Origin of the sequence: Pseudomonas putida (assembly GCF_001976065.1) — a bacterium.
Lineage (GTDB): Bacteria > Pseudomonadota > Gammaproteobacteria > Pseudomonadales > Pseudomonadaceae > Aquipseudomonas > Aquipseudomonas serbica.
In genome coordinates, this window is the sequence record NZ_MNAH01000010.1 from 82,108 (window position 1) to 105,818 (window position 23,711).

Genomic DNA, 23,711 nt, shown 5'->3' on the forward strand with positions numbered 1-23,711 from the left:
GCATGAACAGCACGCTTATCCAGACAGACCGTTTCACCTTGAGTGAAACCGAGCGCTCGGCCATCGAGCACGAGTTGCATCACTACGAAGACCCGCGCGCGGCGTCGATCGAAGCCCTGAAGATCGTCCAGAAGGAACGTGGCTGGGTGCCGGACGGCGCCCTGTACGCCATCGGCGAGATCCTCGGCATCCCGGCCAGCGACGTTGAAGGCGTGGCGACGTTCTACAGCCAGATCTTCCGTCAACCGGTTGGCCGTCACATCATTCGCGTCTGCGACAGCATGGTCTGCTACATCGGCGGCCACGAGTCGGTGGTCAGCGAAATCCAGAGCAAACTCGGCATCGGCCTGGGTCAGACCACCACCGATGGTCGTTTCACCCTGCTGCCGGTCTGCTGCCTCGGCAACTGCGACAAGGCGCCGGCGTTGATGATCGACGACGACACTTTCGGGGATGTGCAGCCAGCAGGCGTTGCCAAATTGCTCGAGGGCTACGTATGACCCTGACTTCCTTCGGTCCAGCCAACCGCATCAAGCGTTCGGCCGAGACTCACCCGCTCACCTGGCGTCTGCGTGACGACGGCGAAGCCGTCTGGCTCGACGAATACCAGGCCAAGAACGGTTACGCCGCTGCACGCAAGGCCTTCGCCGACATGGCCCAGGACGACATCGTCCAGACCGTGAAAGATTCCGGCCTCAAAGGCCGCGGCGGTGCAGGCTTCCCCACGGGCGTGAAGTGGGGCCTGATGCCCAAGGACGAATCCATCAATATCCGCTACCTGCTGTGCAACGCGGATGAAATGGAGCCGAACACCTGGAAAGACCGCATGCTGATGGAGCAACTGCCCCATCTGCTGATCGAAGGCATGCTGATCAGCGCCCGCGCGCTGAAAACCTACCGTGGCTACATCTTCCTGCGTGGCGAATACACCACCGCCGCCAAGCACCTCAACCGTGCCGTGGAAGAAGCCAAGGCAGCGGGCCTTTTGGGCAAGAACATCCTGGGCTCGGGTTTTGATTTCGAGCTGTTCGTCCACACCGGCGCCGGGCGTTACATTTGCGGTGAAGAAACCGCACTGATCAACTCCCTCGAAGGCCGTCGCGCCAACCCGCGCTCCAAGCCGCCCTTCCCTGCCGCCGTGGGCGTGTGGGGCAAGCCGACTTGCGTGAACAACGTCGAGACCCTGTGCAACGTGCCGGCGATCATTGCCGACGGCGTGGATTGGTACAAATCCCTGGCGCGCGAAGGCAGCGAAGACATGGGCACCAAGCTCATGGGCTTCTCCGGCAAGGTCAAGAACCCGGGCCTGTGGGAACTGCCATTCGGCGTCACCGCTCGCGAGCTGTTCGAAGACTACGCCGGCGGCATGCGCGACGGTTACAAGCTCAAGGCCTGGCAACCAGGCGGTGCCGGTACCGGCTTCCTGTTGCCGGAACACCTGGACGCACAAATGTACGCCGGCGGCATCGCCAAGGTGGGCACCCGTATGGGTACCGGCCTGGCCATGGCGGTGGACGACAGCGTCAACATGGTGTCCCTGCTGCGCAACATGGAGCAGTTCTTCGCCCGCGAATCCTGTGGCTTCTGCACCCCGTGCCGCGATGGCTTGCCATGGAGCGTCAAGCTCCTGATGGCCATCGAGAACGGTGAAGGCCAGCCAGGCGACATCGAGACCCTGCTGGGTCTGGTGGGCTTCCTCGGCCCAGGCAAGACCTTCTGTGCTCACGCACCGGGCGCCGTGGAGCCGTTGGGCAGCGCAATCAAATACTTCCGCCATGAGTTCGAAGCCGGTATCGCGCCTGTCAGCGCCGCCGTCCCGCCTCTGGCAAGGCCGATCGTAGTCGGCGCGTAAACGCTTAAAACAGGCGAAGGGTCCGTGCCCTTCGCTTTTCGCGCGATGACGCCTTTACCGGCTGTGTTGATTCGCGCGGATAACAAGATTCCATTAGCCACGCCCGCTGACACCGGGCCAACGAAGAACTTTGAACCATGGCCACTATCCACGTAGACGGCAAAGCGCTCGAAGTCGATGGGGCAGACAACCTGTTACAGGCATGTCTGTCTCTGGGCCTCGATATTCCGTATTTCTGCTGGCACCCTGCCCTTGGCAGCGTTGGCGCTTGCCGCCAGTGCGCGGTCAAGCAGTACACCGACGAGAACGACACCCGTGGTCGCATCGTCATGTCCTGCATGACCCCTGCTACCGACAACACCTGGATCTCCATCGACGATGAAGAATCCAAGGCCTTCCGCGCCAGTGTTGTCGAATGGCTGATGACCAACCACCCTCACGACTGCCCGGTCTGTGAAGAAGGCGGTCACTGCCACCTGCAAGACATGACGGTCATGACTGGCCACAACGAGCGCCGTTACCGCTTCACCAAGCGTACCCACCAGAACCAGCAACTGGGCCCGTTCATTTCCCACGAGATGAACCGCTGCATCGCTTGCTACCGCTGCGTGCGCTTCTATAAAGACTATGCTGGCGGCACCGACCTCGGCGTATTCGGCGCCCACGACAATGTGTACTTCGGTCGCGTTGAAGACGGCACCCTGGAAAGCGAGTTCTCCGGCAACCTCACCGAGGTCTGCCCGACCGGTGTGTTCACCGACAAGACTCACTCCGAGCGCTACAACCGTAAATGGGACATGCAGTTCTCGCCGAGCATCTGCCATGGCTGCTCCAGCGGTTGCAACATCTCCCCGGGCGAGCGCTACGGTGAACTGCGTCGTATCGAAAACCGTTTCAACGGTTCGGTAAACCAGTACTTCCTGTGCGACCGTGGCCGTTTCGGCTACGGCTACGTCAACCGCGAAGACCGTCCGCGCCAGCCACTGCTGGCCAATGGCGCCAAGCTGAGCCTGGACGAAGCGCTGGATAAAGCCGCCGACCTGCTGCGCGGTCGCAACATCGTCGGTATCGGTTCGCCACGCGCCAGCCTCGAAAGCAACCACGCGTTGCGCGAACTGGTCGGCGCCGAGCACTTCTACTCCGGTATCGAAGCGTCCGAGCTGGACCGCATCCGCCTGGTCCTGCAGGTGCTCAAAGACAGCCCGCTGCCTGTGCCGAACATGCGCGACATCGAAGACCACGACGCCATCTTCGTCCTCGGCGAAGACCTGACCCAGACCGCCGCACGCATGGCCCTGTCCCTGCGTCAATCGGTCAAGGGCAAGGCCGAAGACATGGCCGACGCCATGCGCGTCCAGCCTTGGCTCGACGCCGCGGTGAAGAACATCGGCCAGCACGCGCTGAACCCTCTGTTCATCGCCAGCCTGGCTGAAACCAAGCTGGACGACATCGCCGAAGAATGCGTACATGCCGCTCCAGACGACCTGGCCCGCATCGGTTTCGCCGTGGCTCACGCCCTCGACGCCAGCGCGCCTGCCGTCGAAGGCCTGGACGCCGAAGCCCTCGAACTGGCCAAGCGCATCGCCGACGCCCTGCTCGCGGCCAAGCGTCCACTGATCATCGCCGGTACTTCCCTGGGCTCCAAAGCCTTGATCGAAGCCGCCGCGAACATCGCCAAAGCGTTGAAGCTGCGCGAGAAGAACGGTTCCATCAGCCTGATCGTGCCAGAGGCCAACAGCCTCGGCCTGGCCATGCTCGGAGGCGAATCGGTCGACGCCGCGCTGCAAGCCGTGATCGACGGTAAAGCCGACGCCATCGTCGTGCTGGAAAACGATCTGTACACCCGTACCGACAAGGCCAAGGTCGATGCTGCCCTGAGCGCGACCAAAGTGCTCATCGTCGCCGACCATCAGAAGACCGCGACCAGCGATCGTGCGGACCTGGTCCTGCCAGCCGCCAGCTTCGCTGAAGGCGACGGTACCCTGGTCAGCCAGGAAGGCCGCGCCCAGCGTTTCTTCCAGGTTTTCGATCCGAAGTACATGGACGCCAGCATCCTGGTTCATGAAGGCTGGCGCTGGCTGCATGCCCTGCGCTCGACCCTGCTGAACCAGCCGATCGACTGGACCCAACTGGACCACGTCACCGCTGCCGTCGCTTCGAGCACACCGCAACTGAACCGCATCGTCGATGCCGCACCGTCCGCCGCGTTCCGCATCAAGGGCATGAAACTGGCCCGTGAACCGCTGCGCTACTCCGGTCGTACCGCCATGCGCGCTGACATCAGCGTGCACGAACCGCGTACCCCGCAGGACCAGGACACCGCGTTCGCCTTCTCCATGGAAGGCTACTCGGGTTCCGCCGAACCGCGTCAGCAAGTGCCATTCGCCTGGTCTCCGGGCTGGAACTCGCCGCAAGCCTGGAACAAGTTCCAGGACGAAGTCGGTGGTCACATCCGTGCTGGCGACCCGGGCACGCGCCTGATCGAAAGCAACGGTGACTCGCTGAACTGGTTCGCCAGTGTTCCGCGCGCGTTCAACCCGGCTCCCGGTACCTGGCAGGTCGTGCCGTTCTTCCACCTGTTCGGCAGCGAAGAGAACTCTTCGAAAGCCGCTCCGGTCCAGGAACGCATCCCGGCCGCCTACGTCGCACTGGCCAAATCCGAAGCCGATCGCCTGGGTGTCAACGACGGCGCCCTGCTCAGCCTGAACGTAGCCGGCCAGACCCTGCGTCTGCCGCTGCGCATCAACGAAGAGCTGGGTGCAGGTCTGGTGGCATTGCCTGCGGGCATCGCCGGCATTCCGCCAGCCATCTTTGGCAAATCCGTTGACGGTCTGCAGGAGGCAGCTCAATGACCTGGTTCACTCCTGAAGTGATCGACATCATCCTCGCGGTCCTCAAGGCCGTGGTGATCCTGCTTGCCGTGGTGGTCTGCGGCGCCCTGCTCAGCTGGGTGGAGCGTCGTTTGCTCGCCCTCTGGCAGGACCGTTACGGTCCGAACCGCGTTGGCCCGTTCGGCGCGTTCCAGATCGCTGCCGACATGATCAAGATGTTCTTCAAGGAAGACTGGACGCCTCCATTCGCCGACAAGATGATCTTCACCCTGGCACCGGTAGTCGCCATGAGCGCCCTGCTGATTGCCTTCGCGATCATCCCGATCACCCCGACCTGGGGCGTGGCGGACCTGAACATCGGCATCCTGTTCTTCTTCGCCATGGCCGGCCTGTCGGTCTATGCGGTGCTGTTCGCCGGCTGGTCGAGCAACAACAAGTTCGCCCTGCTGGGCAGCTTGCGGGCCTCGGCGCAGACCGTGTCGTACGAAGTGTTCATGGGCCTGTCGCTGATGGGCATCGTGATCCAGGTTGGCTCGTTCAACATGCGTGACATCGTTGACTACCAGGCGCAGAACCTCTGGTTCATCATTCCGCAGATCTTCGGTTTCCTGACCTTCTTCATCGCTGGCGTGGCCGTGACTCACCGTCACCCGTTCGACCAGCCGGAAGCGGAACAGGAACTGGCCGACGGTTACCACATTGAATATGCCGGCATGAAATGGGGCATGTTCTTCGTCGGCGAGTACATCGGCATCGTGTTGATTTCGGCGCTGCTGGTGACCTTGTTCTTCGGTGGCTGGCACGGTCCGTTCGGCATCCTGCCGCAGATCCCGTTCATCTGGTTCGCACTGAAAACCGCGTTCTTCATCATGATCTTCATCCTGCTGCGCGCTTCGATTCCGCGCCCACGGTATGACCAAGTGATGGATTTCAGCTGGAAGTTCTGCCTGCCGCTGACCCTCGTCAACATGCTGGTGACCGCTGCGCTCGTGTTGCTCAACACGCCCGCCGTCGCGGCTCAGTGAGGATAGAGAATCATGAAGTACATATTTGACATCGTGCATGGCTTCTACACCCAGCTTCGCAGCCTGGTGATGATTTTCGGCCACGCCTTCCGCAAGCGCGACACGCTGCAGTACCCGGAAGAACCGGTCTACCTGCCGCCGCGCTACCGTGGACGTATCGTCCTGACCCGCGACCCCGACGGCGAAGAGCGTTGTGTAGCCTGCAACCTGTGCGCCGTAGCGTGCCCGGTCGGTTGCATCTCGCTGCAGAAAGCTGAAACCGAAGACGGTCGCTGGTACCCGGACTTCTTCCGCATCAACTTCTCGCGCTGCATCTTCTGCGGCCTCTGCGAGGAAGCCTGCCCGACCACCGCGATCCAGCTCACGCCGGATTTCGAAATGGCCGAGTTCAAACGTCAGGACCTGGTTTACGAGAAAGAAGATCTGCTGATCTCCGGCCCCGGCAAAAACCCTGATTACAACTTCTATCGTGTTGCAGGTATGGCGATTGCCGGTAAGCCAAAAGGCTCCGCGCAGAATGAAGCCGAACCGATCAACGTGAAGAGCTTGCTGCCTTAAGGAAGAAAGATGGAATTCGCTTTCTATTTCGCATCGGGTATCGCGGTGGTGTCCACGCTTCGCGTGATCACCAACACCAACCCAGTGCACGCCCTGCTCTACCTGATCATTTCGCTGATCGCCGTGGCCATGACGTTCTTCGCCCTCGGCGCACCGTTTGCCGGTGTCCTGGAAGTGATTGCCTACGCTGGCGCCATCATGGTGCTGTTCGTGTTCGTGGTGATGATGCTGAACCTTGGCCCGGCCTCGGTTCAGCAGGAGCGCGTCTGGCTCAAGCCCGGTATCTGGCTCGGCCCGGTCGCACTCGGCGCCCTGCTGCTGGTTGAACTGCTGTACGTGCTGTTCGCCCACCAGAGCGGCCAGGCCGTCGGCCACACCACCGTAGACGCGAAGGCCGTGGGCATCAGCCTGTTCGGTCCTTATCTGCTGGTGGTCGAACTCGCCTCGATGCTGCTGCTCGCCGCAGCTGTCACGGCGTTCCACTTGGGCCGCAACGAAGCCAAGGAGCAATGACGATGCCTGCTATCCCCATGGAGCATGGTCTGGCGGTCGCCGGCATCCTGTTCTGCCTCGGTCTGGTCGGCCTGATGGTCCGCCGCAACATTCTCTTCGTGCTGATGAGCCTGGAGGTCATGATGAATGCCTCCGCCCTGGCGTTCATCGTTGCCGGTAGCCGCTGGGCGCAGCCGGATGGACAGATCATGTTCATCCTGGTGATCAGCCTGGCAGCCGCCGAGGCCAGTATCGGCCTGGCGATCCTGCTGCAACTGTATCGCCGCTTCCACACGCTCGATATCGACGCTGCCAGTGAGATGCGCGGATGAATCTTCTCTATCTGACTTTCGTATTCCCTCTCATAGGTTTCCTGCTGCTGTCGTTCTCCCGTGGACGCATCTCGGAAAACCTCGCCGCGCTGATTGGCGTCGGCTCCATCGGTCTGTCGGCGATCGTCACCGCCTACGTGATCTGGCAATTCAACGTCGCCCCGCCAGAAGGCGGCCACTACACCCAGGTGTTGTGGCAGTGGATGGCGGTGGAAGGCTTCACGCCGAACTTCGCGCTGTATCTGGACGGCCTGTCGGTCACCATGCTCGGCGTGGTCGTCGGCGTCGGCTTCCTGATCCACCTGTTCGCGTCCTGGTACATGCGCGGTGAAGCCGGTTACTCGCGCTTCTTCGCCTACACCAACCTGTTCATCGCCAGCATGCTGTTCCTGGTGCTGGGCGATAACCTGTTGTTCCTGTACTTCGGCTGGGAAGGCGTGGGCCTGTGCTCGTACCTGTTGATCGGCTTCTACTACAGCAACCGCAACAACGGTAACGCGGCGCTCAAGGCCTTCATCGTCACCCGTATCGGCGACGTGTTCATGGCCATCGGCCTGTTCATCCTGTTTGCCCAGCTGGGCACGCTGAATGTCCAGGAACTGCTGGTGCTGGCACCGCAGAAATTCCAGGCCGGCGATTTCTGGATGGTCATGGCCACCCTGATGCTGCTGGGCGGCGCTGTCGGTAAATCCGCGCAACTGCCGCTGCAAACCTGGCTGGCGGACGCGATGGCCGGTCCTACCCCGGTTTCGGCACTGATCCACGCCGCGACCATGGTGACCGCCGGTGTCTACCTGATCGCCCGTACCCATGGCCTGTTCACCCTGGCGCCGGAAATCCTGCACCTGGTGGGCCTGGTGGGCGGTGTGACCCTGGTTCTCGCAGGTTTCGCCGCACTGGTTCAGACCGACATCAAGCGTATCCTCGCCTACTCGACCATGAGCCAGATCGGCTACATGTTCCTGGCCCTGGGCGTCGGTGCCTGGGATGGCGCGATCTTCCACCTGATGACCCACGCCTTCTTCAAGGCCCTGCTGTTCCTTGCCTCCGGTGCGGTGATCGTTGCCTGCCACCACGAGCAGAACATCTTCAAGATGGGCGGCCTGTGGAAGAAACTGCCACTGGCCTACGCCAGCTTCATCGTCGGCGGTGCGGCCCTGGCGGCCCTGCCTCTGGTGACCGCGGGCTTCTACTCCAAGGACGAAATCCTCTGGGAAGCCTTCGCCAGCGGCAATCACGGTCTGCTTTACGCAGGTCTGGTCGGCGCATTCATGACCTCGCTGTACACCTTCCGCCTGATCTTCATCACGTTCCACGGTGAAGCGAAGACCGAAGCCCATGCCGGTCACGGCATTGCCCACTGGCTGCCACTGTCGGTGCTGATCGTATTGTCCACCGCCATTGGCGCGATGATCGTTCCGCCACTGCATGGTGTACTGCCGGAAAGCGTCGGCCATGCCGGCGGCGAAGCCAAGCACAGCCTGGAGATCGCCTCGGGCGCCATCGCCCTGTCCGGTATCCTGCTGGCCGCGCTGCTGTTCCTCGGCAAGCGTCGTTTCGTCACCGCCATCGCCAACAGCGGCATTGGCCGTTTCCTCTCGGCCTGGTGGTTCGCTGCCTGGGGCTTCGACTGGATCTACGACAAACTGTTCGTCAAGCCATACCTGGCGATCAGCCACATCCTGCGCAAAGACCCGCTCGACCAGACCATCGGTCTGATCCCGCGCATGGCCAAAGGCGGTCACACCGCCCTGAGCCGTACCGAGACCGGTCAACTGCGTTGGTACGCCGCCTCGATGGCTGCTGGTGCCGTGCTGGTCATCGGCGCCGTCGTGCTGGTAGCGGTCTGATATGAACCTTGCGAATTTGCGAAAGGAAACGAACCCGTCATGATTCTGCCTTGGCTAATCCTGATCCCCTTCATCGGCGGCCTGCTGTGCTGGATGGGCGAGCGCTTCGGCGCCACCCTCCCCCGCTGGATTGCGCTGATCACCATGTCCCTGTTGCTCGCTCTAGGCCTCTGGCTGTGGGCCAACGGTGATTATTCATTGGCACCAAAGCCTGGCGCCGACCCAACCTGGGCGCTTGAGTTCAAGCACGTCTGGATCGAACGCTTCGGCATCAACGTGCACCTGGCCCTCGACGGCCTGTCGCTGTTGATGATCATGCTGACCGGTCTGCTGGGTGTGCTCTCGGTACTCTGCTCGTGGAAAGAGATCCAGCGTCACGTTGGCTTCTTCCACCTGAACCTGATGTGGATCCTGGGCGGTGTCGTTGGCGTGTTCCTCGCCCTCGACCTGTTCATGTTCTTCTTCTTCTGGGAAATGATGCTGGTGCCGATGTACTTCCTCATCGCGCTCTGGGGTCACAGTTCTTCGGACGGCAAGAAAACCCGGATCTACGCGGCGACCAAGTTCTTCATCTTCACTCAGGCTTCCGGCCTGATCATGCTGGTGGCGATCCTCGGTCTGGTCCTGGTCAACTTCAACGACACCGGCGTGATTACCTTCAACTACGCCGACCTGTTGAAGACCAAGATGTCGATGACCACCGAGTACATCCTGATGCTCGGCTTCTTCATCGCCTTCGCGGTCAAGCTGCCAGTCGTGCCGTTCCACTCCTGGTTGCCTGACGCTCACGCCCAGGCGCCGACCGCAGGTTCCGTCGACCTCGCCGGTATCTTGCTGAAAACCGCGGCCTACGGCCTGCTGCGTTTCGCCCTGCCGCTGTTCCCGAATGCCTCGGCCGAGTTCGCGCCGATCGCCATGGCCCTGGGTCTGATCGGGATTTTCTACGGTGCGTTCCTGGCGTTCGCGCAAACCGACATCAAGCGTCTGATTGCCTTCTCGTCCGTTTCCCACATGGGCTTCGTACTGATCGGCATCTACTCTGGCAGCCAACTGGCGCTGCAGGGCGCGGTCATGCAGATGCTGGCGCACGGCCTGTCGGCGGCGGCACTCTTTATCCTCAGTGGCCAGTTGTACGAGCGCACCCACACCCGCGACATGCGTGAAATGGGTGGCCTGTGGTCGAAGATCGCCTACCTGCCGGCCCTCAGCCTGTTCTTCGCAGCCGCTTCCCTGGGCTTGCCGGGTACCGGTAACTTCGTCGGCGAGTTCCTGATCCTGATCGGCACCTTCCCGATCGCTCCATGGGTCACCATCATCGCCACCACCGGCCTGGTATTCGGTTCTGTGTACTCGTTGATCATGATCCACCGTGCCTACTTCGGTCCGGCCAAATCGGACGCGGTACTGCATGGCATGGACGGTCGCGAAATGATCATGGTGGTCGGCCTGGCAGCACTGCTGATCTACATCGGCGTGTACCCGCAACCGTTCCTCGATACCTCTGCCGCGACGATGCATGGCGTGCAGCAGTGGCTCGGCACCGCCTTCACTCAACTCGCTTCGGCCCGGTAAGAGCGCTATGGAATTCACGACTCAACACTTTATCGCGCTAGCGCCGTTGTTGATCACCAGCGCCACGATCATCGTGGTGATGCTGGCGATTGCCTGGCGCCGCAACCACTCCCAGACCTTCCTGCTGTCCGTGGCGGGTCTGAACCTGGCACTGCTGTCGATCCTCCCAGCCCTTAAAGTCGCGCCTCTGGCGGTGACTCCACTGCTGCAGATCGACACCTTCGCCTGCCTGTACATGGCGCTGATCCTGGTCGCCACCCTCGCCTGTGTGACCCTCGCCCACGCCTACCTCGGCGATGGCGGTTCGGGTTACCCGGGCAACCGTGAAGAACTGTACCTGCTGATCCTGATGGCCGCCGCCGGTGGCCTGGTACTGGTCAGCGCGCAGCACCTGGCCGGCTTGTTCGTCGGCCTGGAACTGCTGTCGGTGCCGGTCTACGGCCTGGTGGCCTATGCCTTCTTCAACAAGCGCTCGCTGGAAGCCGGCATCAAGTACATGGTGCTCTCGGCTGCCGGTTCCGCGTTCCTGTTATTCGGCATGGCCCTGCTATACGCCGACGCCGGCTCCCTGAGTTTCACCGGCATCGGCCAGGCCCTGGCGGCCACCGGCATGCCAAGCTCCCTGGCACAACTGGGCCTGGGCATGATGCTGATCGGCCTGGCGTTCAAGCTGTCGCTGGTACCGTTCCACCTGTGGACCCCGGACGTGTACGAAGGTGCTCCGGCACCGGTTGCCGCGTTCCTCGCCACCGCTTCGAAAGTGGCAGTGTTCGCGGTGATGGTGCGTCTGTTCCAGATCTCCCCTGCTGCAAGCAGCGGCGTGCTGAGCAACGTGCTGACCATCATCGCCATCGCGTCGATCCTGTTCGGTAACCTGCTGGCCCTGACCCAGAGCAACCTCAAGCGTCTGCTGGGTTACTCGTCCATCGCCCACTTCGGTTACCTGCTGATCGCCCTGGTGGCGAGCAAGGGCCTGGCCGTGGAAGCCATCGGCGTGTACCTGGTCACCTACGTGATCACCAGCCTCGGCGCGTTCGGCGTGATCACCCTGATGTCCTCGCCGTACAACGGTCGTGACGCCGATGCCCTGTACGAATACCGCGGCCTGTTCTGGCGCCGTCCGTACCTGACCGCCGTACTGACCGTGATGATGCTGTCCCTGGCCGGTATCCCGCTGACCGCGGGCTTCATCGGCAAGTTCTACATCATCGCCACCGGCGTGCAGTCGCAACAATGGTGGCTGGTCGGCTCCCTGGTACTGGGCAGCGCCATCGGCGTGTTCTACTACCTGCGCGTGATGGTCACCCTGTACCTGATCGAACCGAACCTGCGTCGCCACGATGCCCAACTGCACTGGGAACAACGCGCAGGCGGCGTGATGCTGCTGGCCATCGCCGTACTGGCGTTCTTCCTTGGGCTGTATCCACAGCCGTTGTTGAGCCTGGTCCAGCAATCGGGCCTGGCGGGTTGATCGCTTAAGCTTCATGCGGTAGAAAACAGAAACGGCACCTTCGGGTGCCGTTTTTTGTGGCGAGGGAGCAGGCTCGCTCCCACAGGGGATATTGTGTGGACACAAAAATCACGAGCACCGCCGATCTAATGTGGGAGCGAGCCTGCTCGCGATAGCGGTGGGACAGGCACCAACAAAAACGGCACCTTCCGGTGCCGTTCGCCTTTCACAACTTCAGCGCTTTACTTACGCGCCGCCTCCCACGATTTCAGCAGCTCGGCATAACTCACGGTCTCGCCCTGAGGCTTCTCGTTCGCCAATTTCGGTTTCGGTGCACCCGGTTGATCGAACCAGTATTGCGCATCGCGCTCCGGGTTCATTTTCGGGGCGCAGGTGGCTTGGGCCTTCGAACGCTCCAGACGGGTCATGATCGCGTCCTGGTCCTTGGCCAGGCCATCCAGCGCCTGTTGCGGGGTTTTCTCGCCGCTCGCCGCTTCGGCGATGTGGCTCCACCACAACTGCGCCAGACGCGGATAATCAGGCACGTTGGTCCCCGTCGGAGTCCATTGCACGCGGGCCGGGCTGCGATAGAACTCAACCAGGCCGCCGAGTTTCGGTGCCAGGTCGGTCATGGCTTGCGAGTTGATGTCCGACTCGCGGATCGGGGTCAGGCCGACGATGGTTTTCTTCAGCGAGACGGTCTTCGAAGTCACGAACTGCGCGTACAGCCAGGCCGCGAGTTTCTGTTTCTCAGGCGTGGACTTCATGAACGTCCAGGAGCCCACGTCCTGGTAGCCCAGCTTCATGCCCTCTTCCCAGTACGGCCCGCGCGGCGAAGGCGCCATGCGCCATTTCGGCGTGCCGTCGGCGTTCATCACCGCCAGCCCCGGCTTGGTCATGTCGGCAGTGAACGCGGTGTACCAGAAGATCTGCTGGGCGATGTTGCCCTGGGACGGCACGGGACCTGATTCGGAGAAGGTCATGCCCGCCGCTTCTGGTGGCGCGTACTTCTTCAGCCAGTCGACGTATTTGGTGGTGGCGAACACCGCCGCCGGGCCGTTGGTGTCGCCACCGCGGGTGACGCTGGAACCTACCGGATGGCAATCCTCCACCCGGATGCCCCACTCGTCCACCGGCAAGCCGTTGGGGATGCCCTTGTCGCCGCCACCGGCCATGGAGAACCAGGCATCGGTGAAGCGCCAGCCCAGGGACGGGTCTTTCTTGCCGTAGTCCATGTGCCCGTAGACACGCTTGCCGTCGATTTCCTTGACGTCTTCGCTGAAGAATTTGGCAATGTCTTCATAGGCCGACCAGTTCACCGGTACACCCAACTCGTAGCCGTACTTTTCCTTGAACTTGGCCTTGAGGTCCGCACGCTCGAACCAGTCGGCGCGGAACCAGTACAGGTTGGCAAACTGCTGGTCCGGCAATTGATAGATCTTGCCGTCCGGCGCGGTGGTGAAGGAGATGCCGATGAAATCCTTGATATCGAGGGTCGGCGAGGTGAAGTTCTTGCCCTCGTTGGCCATCAGGTCGGTGATCGATTCGGTCTTGCCGTACCGGAAGTGCGTACCGATCAGGTCCGAGTCGTTGACCCAGCCGTCATAGATGTTCTTGTCCGATTGCATCTGGGTCTGCAGCTTTTCCACCACGTCGCCTTCCTGCAGCAGGTCGTGGGTCAGCTTGATCCCGGTGATTTCGGTAAAGGCCTTGGCCAGCACCTTGGACTCGTATTCGTGGGTGGCGATGGTTTCCGACACCACCTTGATGCTCATGCCGCGAAACGGCTCCGCCGCCTTGATGAACCACTTCAGCTCTTCGAGCTGCTGATCGGCCGTCAGGGTCGAGGGTTTGAACTCGCTGCCGATCCATTTCTTCGCAGCGTCTTCATAGGCATCGGCCCAGGCAGACGCGCTCAAACCGCTGAGTGCCAGCAGGGCTGCCAATGAAATGCTATGTCGCAGCTTATTGTTTTTGTCGAACATAGAGACCTCCTGTTTAAGTTTCGGAGCAACATTGCCGAGCAATTCGACTAGCCCCAACGCATCACAGCCAACAGCCACACCAGGGACATCGCGAAGGCGACCCAGATGCTCCAGTCGGTTACGCCGATGACCAGCAAATGCAGGTAGGCGCTACCGAGAAGACCGATGAACAACCGATCGCCACGGGTGGTGGCAATCGGCAAAAAGCCTCGCCTGAGAATGCTCGGCGAACGTAACTCCCAGGTCGTCATGCCCACCAGGATCAAGGCAATGACGCTGAAGAACGCCGCCGTGGGGACGGTCCAACTCATCCATTCCATCATCAGCTCCTCATACCCGGCCCAGGGCAAAGCCCTTGGCCACGTGGTTGCGCACAAACCAGATCACCAGCATGCCGGGCAGGATGGTCAACACCCCCGCCGCTGCCAGCACGCCCCAGTCGATACCCGACGCCGAGACCGTGCGGGTCATCACCGCCGCAATGGGCTTGGCGTTCACCGAAGTCAGGGTTCGCGCCAGCAGCAGCTCGACCCAGGAAAACATGAAACAGAAAAACGCCGTGACGCCGATGCCGGAGCCGATCAACGGGATGAAAATCTTCACGAAGAACTTGGGAAAACTGTAGCCATCGATGTAGGCGGTTTCGTCGATTTCCTTGGGCACGCCAGACATGAAGCCTTCGAGAATCCACACCGCCAGCGGCACGTTGAACAGGCAGTGCGCCAGGGCCACCGCGATGTGGGTGTCGAACAGGCCGATCGATGAATACAGCTGGAAGAACGGCAACAGGAACACCGCTGGCGGTGCCATGCGGTTGGTCAGCAGCCAGAAGAACAGGTGCTTGTCGCCAAGGAAGCGGTAGCGCGAGAACGCATAGGCGGCCGGCAATGCCACGGTCAGGGAGATGATCGTGTTCAGGCTCACGTAGTACGCCGAGTTGATGTAGCCGGTGTACCAGCTCGGATCGGTGAAGATCACCTTGTAGTTGGCCAGGGTGAAATCCTGTGGGAAAAGCGTCAGGCCGCCGAGGATTTCGCTGTTGCTCTTGAAGGACATGTTCAGCAGCCAGTAGATCGGCACCAGCAGGAACAGGATGTAGATCAGCAGTGGAACAAGCTTTCTCATGCTCATGATGGCCTCAACGGTTGGCGTCAGAGTGAGTCATGGCGGTATAGAACAGCCAGGACACCAACAGGATGATCAGGAAGTACACCAGCGAGAACGCCGCGGCCGGCCCCAGGTCGAACTGCCCGATCGCCATCTGCGTCAGGGTCTGGCTGAGGAAGGTGGTGGCGTTGCCCGGCCCGCCGCCGGTCAGTACGAACGGCTCGGTGTAGATCATGAAGCTGTCCATGAAGCGCAGCATCACGGCGATCAACAGCACGCTCTTGAGCTTGGGCAACTGGATATGGCGGAACACCGCCCAGGCTGATGCACGATCGATCCGCGCCGCCTGGTAGTACACGTCCGGTATCGCCCGCAAGCCGGAGAAGCACAAGAGCGCCACCAGCGAGGTCCAGTGCCAGACGTCCATCACCAGCACGGTGACCCAGGCGTCCATGGTGTTCGCCGCATAGTTGTAGTTGACGCCCATGGCCTTGAGACTGGCCCCCAGCAGGCCGATGTCGGCCCGGCCGAAGATCTGCCAGATGGTGCCGACCACGTTCCACGGGATCAGCAATGGAATCGCCAGGATGATCAGCACTACCGACGACCAGCGCCCCTTGGTCGGCATGGTCAGGGCAATGGCGATGCCCAGGGGGATTTCGATCAACAGCACGCAAGCCGAGTAGATGAACTGGCGCAGCAGCGAGTCGTGCAGGCGCGGGTCGAGCAGCACTTGCTTGTACCAGTCGGCACCGACGAAGTAGCGGCTGGACTGGTCGAAAATATCCTGCACCGAGTAATTGACCACGGTCATCATCGGGATTACCGCACTGAACGCCACCAGCAGGAACACCGGCAGCACCAGCCACCAGGCCTTGTTGTTCTGCACCTTGTTCATGGCTGCACCTCAATGCCGGCTTGGGTTTCCAGGAGAAAGTCGTCGGCATAGACCATCAGCCACTGCGCCGGAAAGCTGATATACGCCGTGCCCTCGGGCACCGGTTTGTCTTCGGCCAGGCGCACTTTCAGCGGCACGCCGTCGAGGTTCAGGGTCAGGATCTTGTAGGTGCCGAGGTCTTCGACGTGTACGACTTGTGCCCGCAGCGCTTCATCAAAGGGCTCGTCCCAGACGTGTATGAACTCTGGACGAATGCCGACCTTCAGGGTTTTCCACGTCGATTCGGCGATGCGTTTCTGCATGGCTTCAGACAGTGGTAAATGGGTCGAAGCGAAACCGACACCACCGGGTTGCGGCTGCACCTCGATCAGGTTCATGCCCGGACTGCCGATGAAGTAGCCGACAAAGGTATGGGTCGGCCGTTCGAACAATTCCCGCGGCGTGCCGAACTGGACGATCTGCCCGCCGTACATCACCGCGATCTTGTCGGCGAAGGTCGAGGCCTCCAGTTGATCGTGGGTGACGTAGACCATGGTGATGTTGAATTGCTCGTGAATCTGCTTGAGCTTGCGCCGCAGCTTCCACTTCAGGTGCGGGTCGATCACCGTCAGCGGCTCGTCGAAGAGGATTGCCGAGACGTCATCGCGCACCAGCCCACGGCCCATGGAGACTTTCTGTTTTTCGTCGGCGGTGAGGTTGCTGGCTTTTTTGCTCAGCAGTTTCTGCAGGTCGAGTACTTCGGCAATTTCCTGCACCTTGGTGTGAATCTTCGCCTCGGCCATGCCCTGGTTACGCAATGGAAAGGCCAGGTTGTCGAACACCGTCATGGTGTCGTAGACCACCGGAAACTGGAAAACCTGGGCGATGTTGCGTTTTTCCGGGGTCAGGTTGTTGACCGCCTTGCCATCGAACAGCACATGGCCCTGGGACGGGCTGAGCAACCCGGAAATGATATTGAGCAAGGTCGACTTGCCGCAGCCCGACGGGCCGAGCAAGGCGTAGGCGCCACCCTGCTCCCAGATGTGGTCCATCTGGCGGATCGCGTAATCCTCGGGCCCTGTCGGCGTGCTGGTGTAACTGTGGGCGAGGTTCTGCAAACGGATTTCGGCCATCAGGCAACCCTCGCGACGCGCCGCCCGGGCGCTTGGACCAGCCGCCCCTGCGCATCGAACACGAACAGTTTATGGGTCGGGATGTAGATGCGGATCGGCGCATCGACGTCGTATTCGTGAACGCCGGGCAAGTGCAGCACCAGCAGGAAATGCTCGTTGCGCACGTGCAGGAAGGTTTCCGAGCCGCTGATTTCCGCGACTTCAACGGTCACTGCCAACTCCAGGTCATCATCGTTGCTGGGTACCAGCGAGATATGGCTGGGGCGCACCCCAAAGCGAAACTCGCCCTCGCCCACCGGGCGCAAATCGACGTTGAGCGGGAAGTGCACGAAATTGGCGAAGCTCACTTCGTTGCCGGCAATGCGACCCGGCATCAGGTTGATCGGCGGTTCGGAGAACAACTCGGCTGCCAGCACGGTCTGCGGCTGGTGGTAGACCTCGGAGGACTGGCCGCTCTGGATCACCCGGCCCTCATGCAAAATGGTGGTGGTGCCGCCCAGGGCCAGGGCTTCGTTGGGCTCGGTGGTGGCGTAGATGGCAATGGTGTGGCGCGCCTTGAACAGCTCGCGCATTTCCTGGCGCAGCTCTTCGCGCAATTTGTAGTCGAGGTTGACCAGCGGCTCATCGAACAGGATCAGCTCGGCATCCTTGACCAGCGCCCGGGCCATGGCCGTGCGCTGCTGCTGGCCACCGGACAGTTCCAGGGGATAACGCTGCAGGAATTTCTCGATGCGCAGCATCTTCGCGGTTTCCAGCACCTTGCTCTGGATCTGTTCATTGGAGACACCGGCCTGGCGCAAGGGCGAGGCGATGTTCTCGAACACGGTCATGGTCGGGTAATTGATGAACTGCTGATAGACCATCGACACATTGCGCAGGCGCACCGGGCGCTGGGTGACATCGACGCCATTCATCAGGATGCGGCCGGTGTCGGGCTTATCCAGCCCGGCCATCAGGCGCATGAGACTGGTCTTGCCGGACAGCGTGCGCCCGAGCAAGACGTTGAAGGATCCGGGTTCGAAACGCAGGCACGCATCGTCGATCCAGGTCTGGCCCTCGACGGTACGGCTGACATGCTCCAGGGTTAATGACATGGCTCGGCCTTTTTTATTTTTGGAGTCAAGCGATCTGAGCGATAGAGCGACTTTCGTGCCAGAAATCACAAGCGGCTGATTCAGCTCGAAAATTCTGAAAATCACCGGGACAGTGCGTTCGTTGCTGAACACAAATGAACAATCGGAAATGAACAATTGAACAGTTCACCGATTGACAATGAACAATAGTGAACAACACTCTATGGACTGTTCACGGCCCCTGTAGGAGCCCGGCTTGCCGGCGATGGCGTCATCGATATCGCCATGGCCGGCAAGCCGGGCTCCTACAGGTATGTGGCGTGTGTGTAACACCATAAGAACAATAAAAGCTTGCCCAGAGATCGACTGCCATGGCCGCACCCGCCTCGCCGCTGTCCCACGACGCCATCATCCAGGACTCCTGGTCCCGCTGCCGCGCGTTCGGCCTCGATCACCAGAGCACCCCGGCGTTCGACCAGCTGCCGGCTGAAGGCATCGCCCAGTTGCTGGAGAGCCAGCACTCACTGGTACAAACCACCCATCAGGAAGTGCTGCCGTATTACGAAAACATCCTGAGCAACTCCAATTGCCTGATCATGCTCGCCGACAACCAGGGCCAGGTGCTGACGTCCTGGGGCACCCAACGGTTTATCCAGCCGAGCCTGACCCGCGGTTTCAGCGCGGGCGCCAGCTGGATGGAGCGTTGCAGCGGGACCAATGCGATCGGTACCGCGCTGGCCTGCGGGCAAGCGGTGCACATCGAGCACGATGAACACTTTCTCAAGGCCAACCGCTTCATGACCGGCTCCGCTGCGCCGATCTTCGATGCCGAACGCAAGGTCATCGCCGTGCTGGATGTGTCCAGCGACAGCTACCTGCCACCGTCCCACACCCTGGGCATGGTCAAGATGATGAGCCAGACCGTGGAAAACCGGCTGATCCTCAACCTGTTCCACGGCCAGCATTTTCAGCTGACCTTCAACACCGGCCTGAACAACCTCGACAGCCAGTGGGCCGGTTTGCTGATTTTCGATGAGAGTGGCCAAGTGCTGTCCGCCAACCGCCGCGCCGACAACCTGCTCGGCGTGCGCCTGTCGCGGGTCAGTGTCGAGAGCCTGTTCAAGGTCTCGCTGCTGGAGCTGCTGAATCAACCCGAAGGCCTGCCCTTCTCGCTCCAGGCTTCCGGGCGCAATCGCTTCCAGTGTCTGCTCAAACGTCCAAAACAGGTGCCGATCCAGGCCAGGCTTTTTTCTGAAACCAAGAGCGTTGAACCCGCCGTATCGGTACTCCCGGCGATCAGCCTCAATACCCTGCATTTCGGCGACAGCCGCGTGGAAAAAGCCGTGCGCCAGGCCGAGCGCTTACTGGAAAAAGACATTCCGTTGTTGATTCATGGCGAAACCGGGGTCGGCAAGGAAGTGTTCGTCAAGGCCCTGCATCAGGCCAGCTCGCGCAGCAAACAGGCGTTCATCGCCGTGAACTGCGCAGCAATCCCCGCTGAACTGGTGGAGTCAGAACTGTTCGGCTATGAAAAAGGTGCCTTCACCGGGGCCAACCAGAAAGGCAGCATCGGCCTGATCCGCAAGGCCGACAAAGGCACGCTGTTCCTCGATGAAATCGGCGACATGCCGCTGCCAACCCAGGCCCGCTTGCTGCGAGTATTGCAAGAGCGCTGCGTGCAGCCGGTGGGTAGCAGTGAGTTGTTCCCGGTGGACATCCGCATCATTTCCGCAACCAACCGCTCGTTGCGGGAGCAGGTGCAGTTGGGGCGTTTTCGCGAGGATTTGTATTACCGGATTGGTGGTTTGACTCTGGAACTGCCGCCGTTGAGGGAGCGTAGTGACAAGGAGGCGCTATTCAAACGCTTGTGGGAACAGCACCGCGAGCCCTCGCAATGGGCGGGATTGAGTCGCGAAGTGCTGGAACTGTTCAGCCGTCACCCGTGGCCGGGGAATTTGAGGCAGGTCAGCAGCGTGATGCAGGTGGCACTGGCCATGGCCGAGGAACAACCGGTGCGGCCGGAGCATTTGCCTGATGACTTTTTTGTCGATCTGGAGATGGAGCCGGTGGAGACGCCGGAGCCGTTGGCCGTTGATCTGAATGATGCCGAAGATCTGAACCGGCAGTTGCAGGCGGCTGGGGGGAATATTTCGTACTTGGCGCGGCGCCTCGGGGTCAGTCGCAATACCCTTTACAAGCGGTTGCGTCAGGCTGAGTAGTGGGTGATCCGCAATGGTTGTGTTCGGCTTGAGACCATTCGCGAGCAAGCCCGCTCCCACATTGAATTTGTGCAGTGCACTTGACTCAATCACACCGCAGATCACTGTGGGAGCGGGCTTGCTCGCGAAGACGTTAGTCCAGTCGCTACAGCGTTTACGTCCAGCCCATAAACAAAAACCCGCACAAGGCGGGTTTTGTTTTTTAAGCATTACATCTATCAGTCCGCCAAACGCCAGGTCGTCCCGCCCTTGCCGTCTTCCAGCACCACGCCCATGGCGGTGAGCTGGTCGCGGATACGGTCGGATTCGGCCCAGTCCTTGCCGGCACGGGCCGCCAGGCGCGCAGCGATCAGCGCTTCGACTTCAGCCGCATCCACACGCCCTTCGGCGCCGGCTTGCAGGAAGTCATCGGCTTCGAGCTGCAACACACCCAGCACGCTGGCCAGTTCTTTCAAACGGGCAGCCAGGCCGGCCGCTGCGTTGAGATCGCTCTCGCGCAGGCGGTTGATCTCGCGGACCATCTCGAACAGCACCGCGCAGGCTTCCGGCGTGCCGAAGTCGTCGTTCATCACCTGGGTGAAACGCTCGACGAAAGCTTCGCCGCCAGCAGGCGCGACAGTCGGCAGGCCTTTCAACGCGTGGTAGAAACGCTCCAGGGCGCCCTTGGCGTCCTTGAGGTTGTCTTCCGAATAGTTGATGGCGCTGCGGTAGTGGCTCGACACCAGCAGGTAACGCACGACTTCCGGGTGGTACTTGTCCAGCACGTCGCGAATGGTGAAGAAGTTGTTCAAGGACTTGGACATCTTCTCGCCATTGATGCGGATCATGCCGCAATGCATCCACGCGTTGGCGTAGGTCTTGCCGGTGGCCGCTTCGCTCTGGGCGATTTCGTTCTCGTGGTGCGGGAATTCAAGATCGCTGCCGCCGCCATGAATGTCGAAGGTCTCGCCCAGGCAGCAGGTCGACATCACCGAGCACTCGATGTGCCAGCCCGGACGCCCGGCGCCCCAAGGTGACTCCCAGCTAGGCTCGCCCGGCTTGGCGGCTTTCCACAGCACGAAGTCCAACGGGTCCTGCTTGGACTCGTCGACTTCGATACGCGCGCCGATGCGCAGGTCTTCGATCTTCTTGCGCGACAGCTTGCCGTAGCCCATGAACTTGCCGACGCGGTAGTACACGTCGCCATTGCCCGGGGCGTAGGCGTAACCCTTGTCGATCAGGGTCTGGATCATCGCGTGCATGCCAGGGATGTGATCCGTGGCACGCGGCTCCATGTCCGGCTTCTTGATGTTCAGGCGCGCTTCGTCTTCGTGCATCGCCGCGATCATGCGCTCGGTCAAGGCTTCGAACGACTCGCCGTTCTCGTTCGCCCGGTTGATGATCTTGTCGTCGATGTCGGTGATGTTACGCACATAAGTCAGGTCATAACCGCTGAAGCGCAACCAGCGGGTCACCAGGTCGAAGGCGACCATGCTGCGGCCGTGGCCCAGGTGGCAGTAGTCGTACACGGTCATGCCGCACACGTACATGCGCACCTTGTTGCCATCCAGTGGCTTGAAGACTTCTTTGCTCTTGGTGAGCGTGTTGTAGATCGTAAGCACGTTATTTCCTTGAATCACTGGCCCCAGGAGTCACGCAGGGTCACGGTACGGTTGAAGACCGGAGCGCCCGGTTTCGAGTCCTTGATATCCGCGACGAAGTAACCTTCGCGCTCGAACTGGAAACGGTCCTCCGGCTGTGCATTGCCCAGCGAGGGTTCAGCACGACAACCGGTGAGTACCTGCAGCGAGTCAGGGTTGATGTTGTCCAGGAAACTGGCGCTGTCTTCGGCCTTCTCCGGGTTCGGAGAACGGAACAGACGGTCGTACAGGCGCACTTCGCACTCGACGCTGGCAGCGGCCGGCACCCAGTGCACCACACCCTTGACCTTGCGGCCTTCAGGGTTCTTGCCCAGGGTGTCCGGATCGTAGGAGCAACGCAGTTCGACGATGTTGCCATCGGCGTCCTTGATCGCTTCGTCGGCGCGGATCACGTAGCTGCCGCGCAGGCGCACTTCGCCGTTCGGTTCCAGGCGCTTGTAGCCTTTTGGCGGCTCTTCCATGAAGTCTTCACGGTCGATGTAGATCTCACGGGCGAACGGCAATACGCGCACGCCCATGTCTTCTTTCGGGTGGCATGGCAGTTCGAGGTTCTCGACCTGGCCTTCCGGGTAGTTGGTGATCACGACTTTCAGCGGACGCAGTACGCACATGGCGCGCGGAGCGCTGTGGTCGAGGTCGTCACGGATGCTGAATTCGAGCATGCCGAAGTCGACCACGCCGTCGGAACGGTTGGTGCCGATCATTTCGCAGAAGTTGCGGATCGATTTCGGCGTGTAGCCACGGCGGCGGAAGCCCGACAGCGTGGACATGCGCGGGTCATCCCAGCCGTTGACGTGCTTTTCATCGACCAGCTGCTTGAGCTTGCGCTTGCTGGTGATGGTGTAGTTCAGGTTCAGGCGGCTGAACTCGTACTGGCGCGGGTTGGCCGGCACCGGCAGGTTCTCGAGGAACCACTCGTACAACGGACGGTGGCTTTCGAATTCCAGGGTGCAGATCGAGTGGGTGATGCCTTCGATGGCGTCCGACTGACCGTGGGTGAAGTCGTAGTTCGGGTAGATGCACCACTTGTCACCGGTCTGGTGGTGATGCGCGTGACGGATGCGATACATGATCGGGTCGCGCAGGTTCATGTTCGGCGAGGCCATGTCGATCTTGGCGCGCAGCACGCGTGCACCGTCCGGGAATTCGCCGGCACGCATGCGGGCGAACCAGTCCAGGTTCTCTTCAACCGAACGGTCGCGGAACGGGCTGTTCTTGCCCGGCTCGGTCAGGCTGCCGCGGTATTCCTTGGCTTGTTCAGGGGTCAGGTCGTCGACATAGGCCTTGCCGGACTTGATCAACTCCACTGCCCAGTCGTGCAACTGGTCGAAATACTGCGAGGCGTAGCGCACTTCACCGGACCATTCGAAGCCCAGCCATTTGACGTCGCTTTCAATCGCGTCGATGTATTCCTGGTCTTCCTTGGCCGGGTTGGTGTCGTCGAACCGCAGGTGCGTGACGCCGCCGAACTCCTGGGCCAGGCCGAAGTTCACGCAGATCGACTTGGCGTGGCCGATGTGCAGGTAGCCGTTGGGCTCAGGCGGGAAACGGGTGACGATCTGCGTGTGCTTGCCCGAGTCCAGGTCTGCCTGGATGATCGGCCGCAGGAAGTTGACCGGCACGGCAGGGCCGGTCTTGGCATTCGAGGTAGGGTCGACAGTGGGCTTGCTCATAGGATCCTTGAACGTATTGGTGCGTGGCCGTAATGAAGGCCG

The 23,711-nt window shown here is 61.1% G+C and carries 19 protein-coding genes; 11 read left to right on the forward strand and 8 right to left on the reverse strand.

Annotated elements, in window-relative coordinates; all coding sequences use genetic code 11:
- Window positions 1–2: 2 nt before the first annotated feature.
- The 10 genes from nuoE (at window position 3) to nuoN (ending at window position 11,983) form a co-directional block, all read left to right on the forward strand.
- Window positions 3–500: an NADH-quinone oxidoreductase subunit NuoE gene (gene nuoE / locus BKX96_RS26875; RefSeq protein WP_008053447.1), complete on the forward strand. Its 498-nt coding sequence runs from the start codon at window positions 3–5 to the stop codon at window positions 498–500.
- Window positions 497–1,852, forward strand: a complete 1,356-nt coding sequence (gene nuoF, locus BKX96_RS26880; protein WP_046817163.1) for an NADH-quinone oxidoreductase subunit NuoF — start codon at window positions 497–499, stop codon at window positions 1,850–1,852. Before nuoE ends, nuoF begins: the two co-directional genes overlap by 4 nt.
- A 137-nt stretch (window positions 1,853–1,989) precedes the next feature.
- Window positions 1,990–4,704: an NADH-quinone oxidoreductase subunit NuoG gene (gene nuoG, locus BKX96_RS26885; protein WP_077185924.1), complete on the forward strand. Its 2,715-nt coding sequence runs from the start codon at window positions 1,990–1,992 to the stop codon at window positions 4,702–4,704.
- Window positions 4,701–5,708 carry an NADH-quinone oxidoreductase subunit NuoH gene (nuoH, locus tag BKX96_RS26890; protein ID WP_046817161.1) on the forward strand — a complete coding sequence of 336 codons (1,008 nt, stop codon included), beginning with the start codon at window positions 4,701–4,703 and terminating at the stop codon, window positions 5,706–5,708. Before nuoG ends, nuoH begins: the two co-directional genes overlap by 4 nt.
- A 12-nt stretch (window positions 5,709–5,720) precedes the next feature.
- Window positions 5,721–6,266 (forward strand): NADH-quinone oxidoreductase subunit NuoI, encoded by a 546-nt coding sequence (gene nuoI, locus BKX96_RS26895; protein ID WP_007970449.1) that lies wholly within the window; start codon window positions 5,721–5,723, stop codon window positions 6,264–6,266.
- Between the two features lie 9 nt (window positions 6,267–6,275).
- Window positions 6,276–6,779 carry an NADH-quinone oxidoreductase subunit J gene (gene nuoJ, locus BKX96_RS26900; RefSeq protein ID WP_046817160.1) on the forward strand — a complete coding sequence of 168 codons (504 nt, stop codon included), beginning with the start codon at window positions 6,276–6,278 and terminating at the stop codon, window positions 6,777–6,779.
- Window positions 6,780–6,781: 2 nt separating this feature from the next.
- Window positions 6,782–7,090: an NADH-quinone oxidoreductase subunit NuoK gene (gene nuoK, locus BKX96_RS26905; protein ID WP_007946416.1), complete on the forward strand. Its 309-nt coding sequence runs from the start codon at window positions 6,782–6,784 to the stop codon at window positions 7,088–7,090.
- Window positions 7,087–8,940 (forward strand): NADH-quinone oxidoreductase subunit L, encoded by a 1,854-nt coding sequence (gene nuoL, locus BKX96_RS26910; RefSeq protein WP_046817159.1) that lies wholly within the window; start codon window positions 7,087–7,089, stop codon window positions 8,938–8,940. Before nuoK ends, nuoL begins: the two co-directional genes overlap by 4 nt.
- Window positions 8,941–8,979: 39 nt before the next feature.
- Window positions 8,980–10,512, forward strand: a complete 1,533-nt coding sequence (gene nuoM / locus BKX96_RS26915; RefSeq protein WP_046817158.1) for an NADH-quinone oxidoreductase subunit M — start codon at window positions 8,980–8,982, stop codon at window positions 10,510–10,512.
- A gap of 7 nt (window positions 10,513–10,519) precedes the next feature.
- Window positions 10,520–11,983: an NADH-quinone oxidoreductase subunit NuoN gene (gene nuoN / locus BKX96_RS26920; RefSeq protein WP_046817157.1), complete on the forward strand. Its 1,464-nt coding sequence runs from the start codon at window positions 10,520–10,522 to the stop codon at window positions 11,981–11,983.
- A 221-nt stretch (window positions 11,984–12,204) separates the two neighbouring features.
- Here the strand turns inward: nuoN and BKX96_RS26925 are convergent, their stop codons facing one another.
- From BKX96_RS26925 to BKX96_RS26950, 6 genes are read right to left on the reverse strand one after another with little or no spacing between them, the layout of a single operon-like run.
- Window positions 12,205–13,947, reverse strand: a complete 1,743-nt coding sequence (locus BKX96_RS26925) for an ABC transporter substrate-binding protein (RefSeq protein ID WP_046817156.1) — start codon at window positions 13,945–13,947, stop codon at window positions 12,205–12,207.
- Window positions 13,948–13,994: 47 nt separating this feature from the next.
- Complete coding sequence (locus tag BKX96_RS26930) at window positions 13,995–14,267, reverse strand: DUF2160 domain-containing protein (RefSeq protein WP_008061969.1); 273 nt, start codon at window positions 14,265–14,267, stop codon at window positions 13,995–13,997.
- Between the two features lie 10 nt (window positions 14,268–14,277).
- Window positions 14,278–15,078 (reverse strand): carbohydrate ABC transporter permease, encoded by an 801-nt coding sequence (locus tag BKX96_RS26935; RefSeq protein ID WP_008061967.1) that lies wholly within the window; start codon window positions 15,076–15,078, stop codon window positions 14,278–14,280.
- 7 nt (window positions 15,079–15,085) lie between these two features.
- Window positions 15,086–15,952, reverse strand: coding sequence for a carbohydrate ABC transporter permease (locus BKX96_RS26940; RefSeq protein ID WP_008061965.1), 867 nt, complete (start codon window positions 15,950–15,952; stop codon window positions 15,086–15,088).
- On the reverse strand, window positions 15,949–17,064 hold the full coding sequence (locus tag BKX96_RS26945) for an ABC transporter ATP-binding protein (protein WP_077185925.1): 1,116 nt from the start codon (window positions 17,062–17,064) through the stop codon (window positions 15,949–15,951). Before BKX96_RS26945 ends, BKX96_RS26940 begins: the two co-directional genes overlap by 4 nt.
- Complete coding sequence (locus BKX96_RS26950; RefSeq protein WP_046817153.1) at window positions 17,064–18,158, reverse strand: ABC transporter ATP-binding protein; 1,095 nt, start codon at window positions 18,156–18,158, stop codon at window positions 17,064–17,066. The genes BKX96_RS26945 and BKX96_RS26950 overlap by 1 nt, the downstream gene beginning before the upstream one ends.
- A gap of 350 nt (window positions 18,159–18,508) precedes the next feature.
- Between BKX96_RS26950 and BKX96_RS26955 the strand changes: the two genes are divergently transcribed.
- On the forward strand, window positions 18,509–20,356 hold the full coding sequence (locus BKX96_RS26955) for a sigma-54-dependent Fis family transcriptional regulator (protein WP_077185926.1): 1,848 nt from the start codon (window positions 18,509–18,511) through the stop codon (window positions 20,354–20,356).
- Window positions 20,357–20,574: 218 nt separating this feature from the next.
- On the opposite strand, the gene cysS is transcribed toward BKX96_RS26955, so the two are convergent.
- On the reverse strand, window positions 20,575–21,957 hold the full coding sequence (gene cysS / locus BKX96_RS26960; RefSeq protein ID WP_077185927.1) for a cysteine--tRNA ligase: 1,383 nt from the start codon (window positions 21,955–21,957) through the stop codon (window positions 20,575–20,577).
- A gap of 14 nt (window positions 21,958–21,971) precedes the next feature.
- The gene (locus BKX96_RS26965; RefSeq protein ID WP_046817150.1) at window positions 21,972–23,669 is read right to left on the reverse strand and encodes a glutamine--tRNA ligase/YqeY domain fusion protein; all 1,698 of its coding nucleotides are present in this window, start codon (window positions 23,667–23,669) and stop codon (window positions 21,972–21,974) included.
- Window positions 23,670–23,711: the final 42 nt, after the last annotated feature.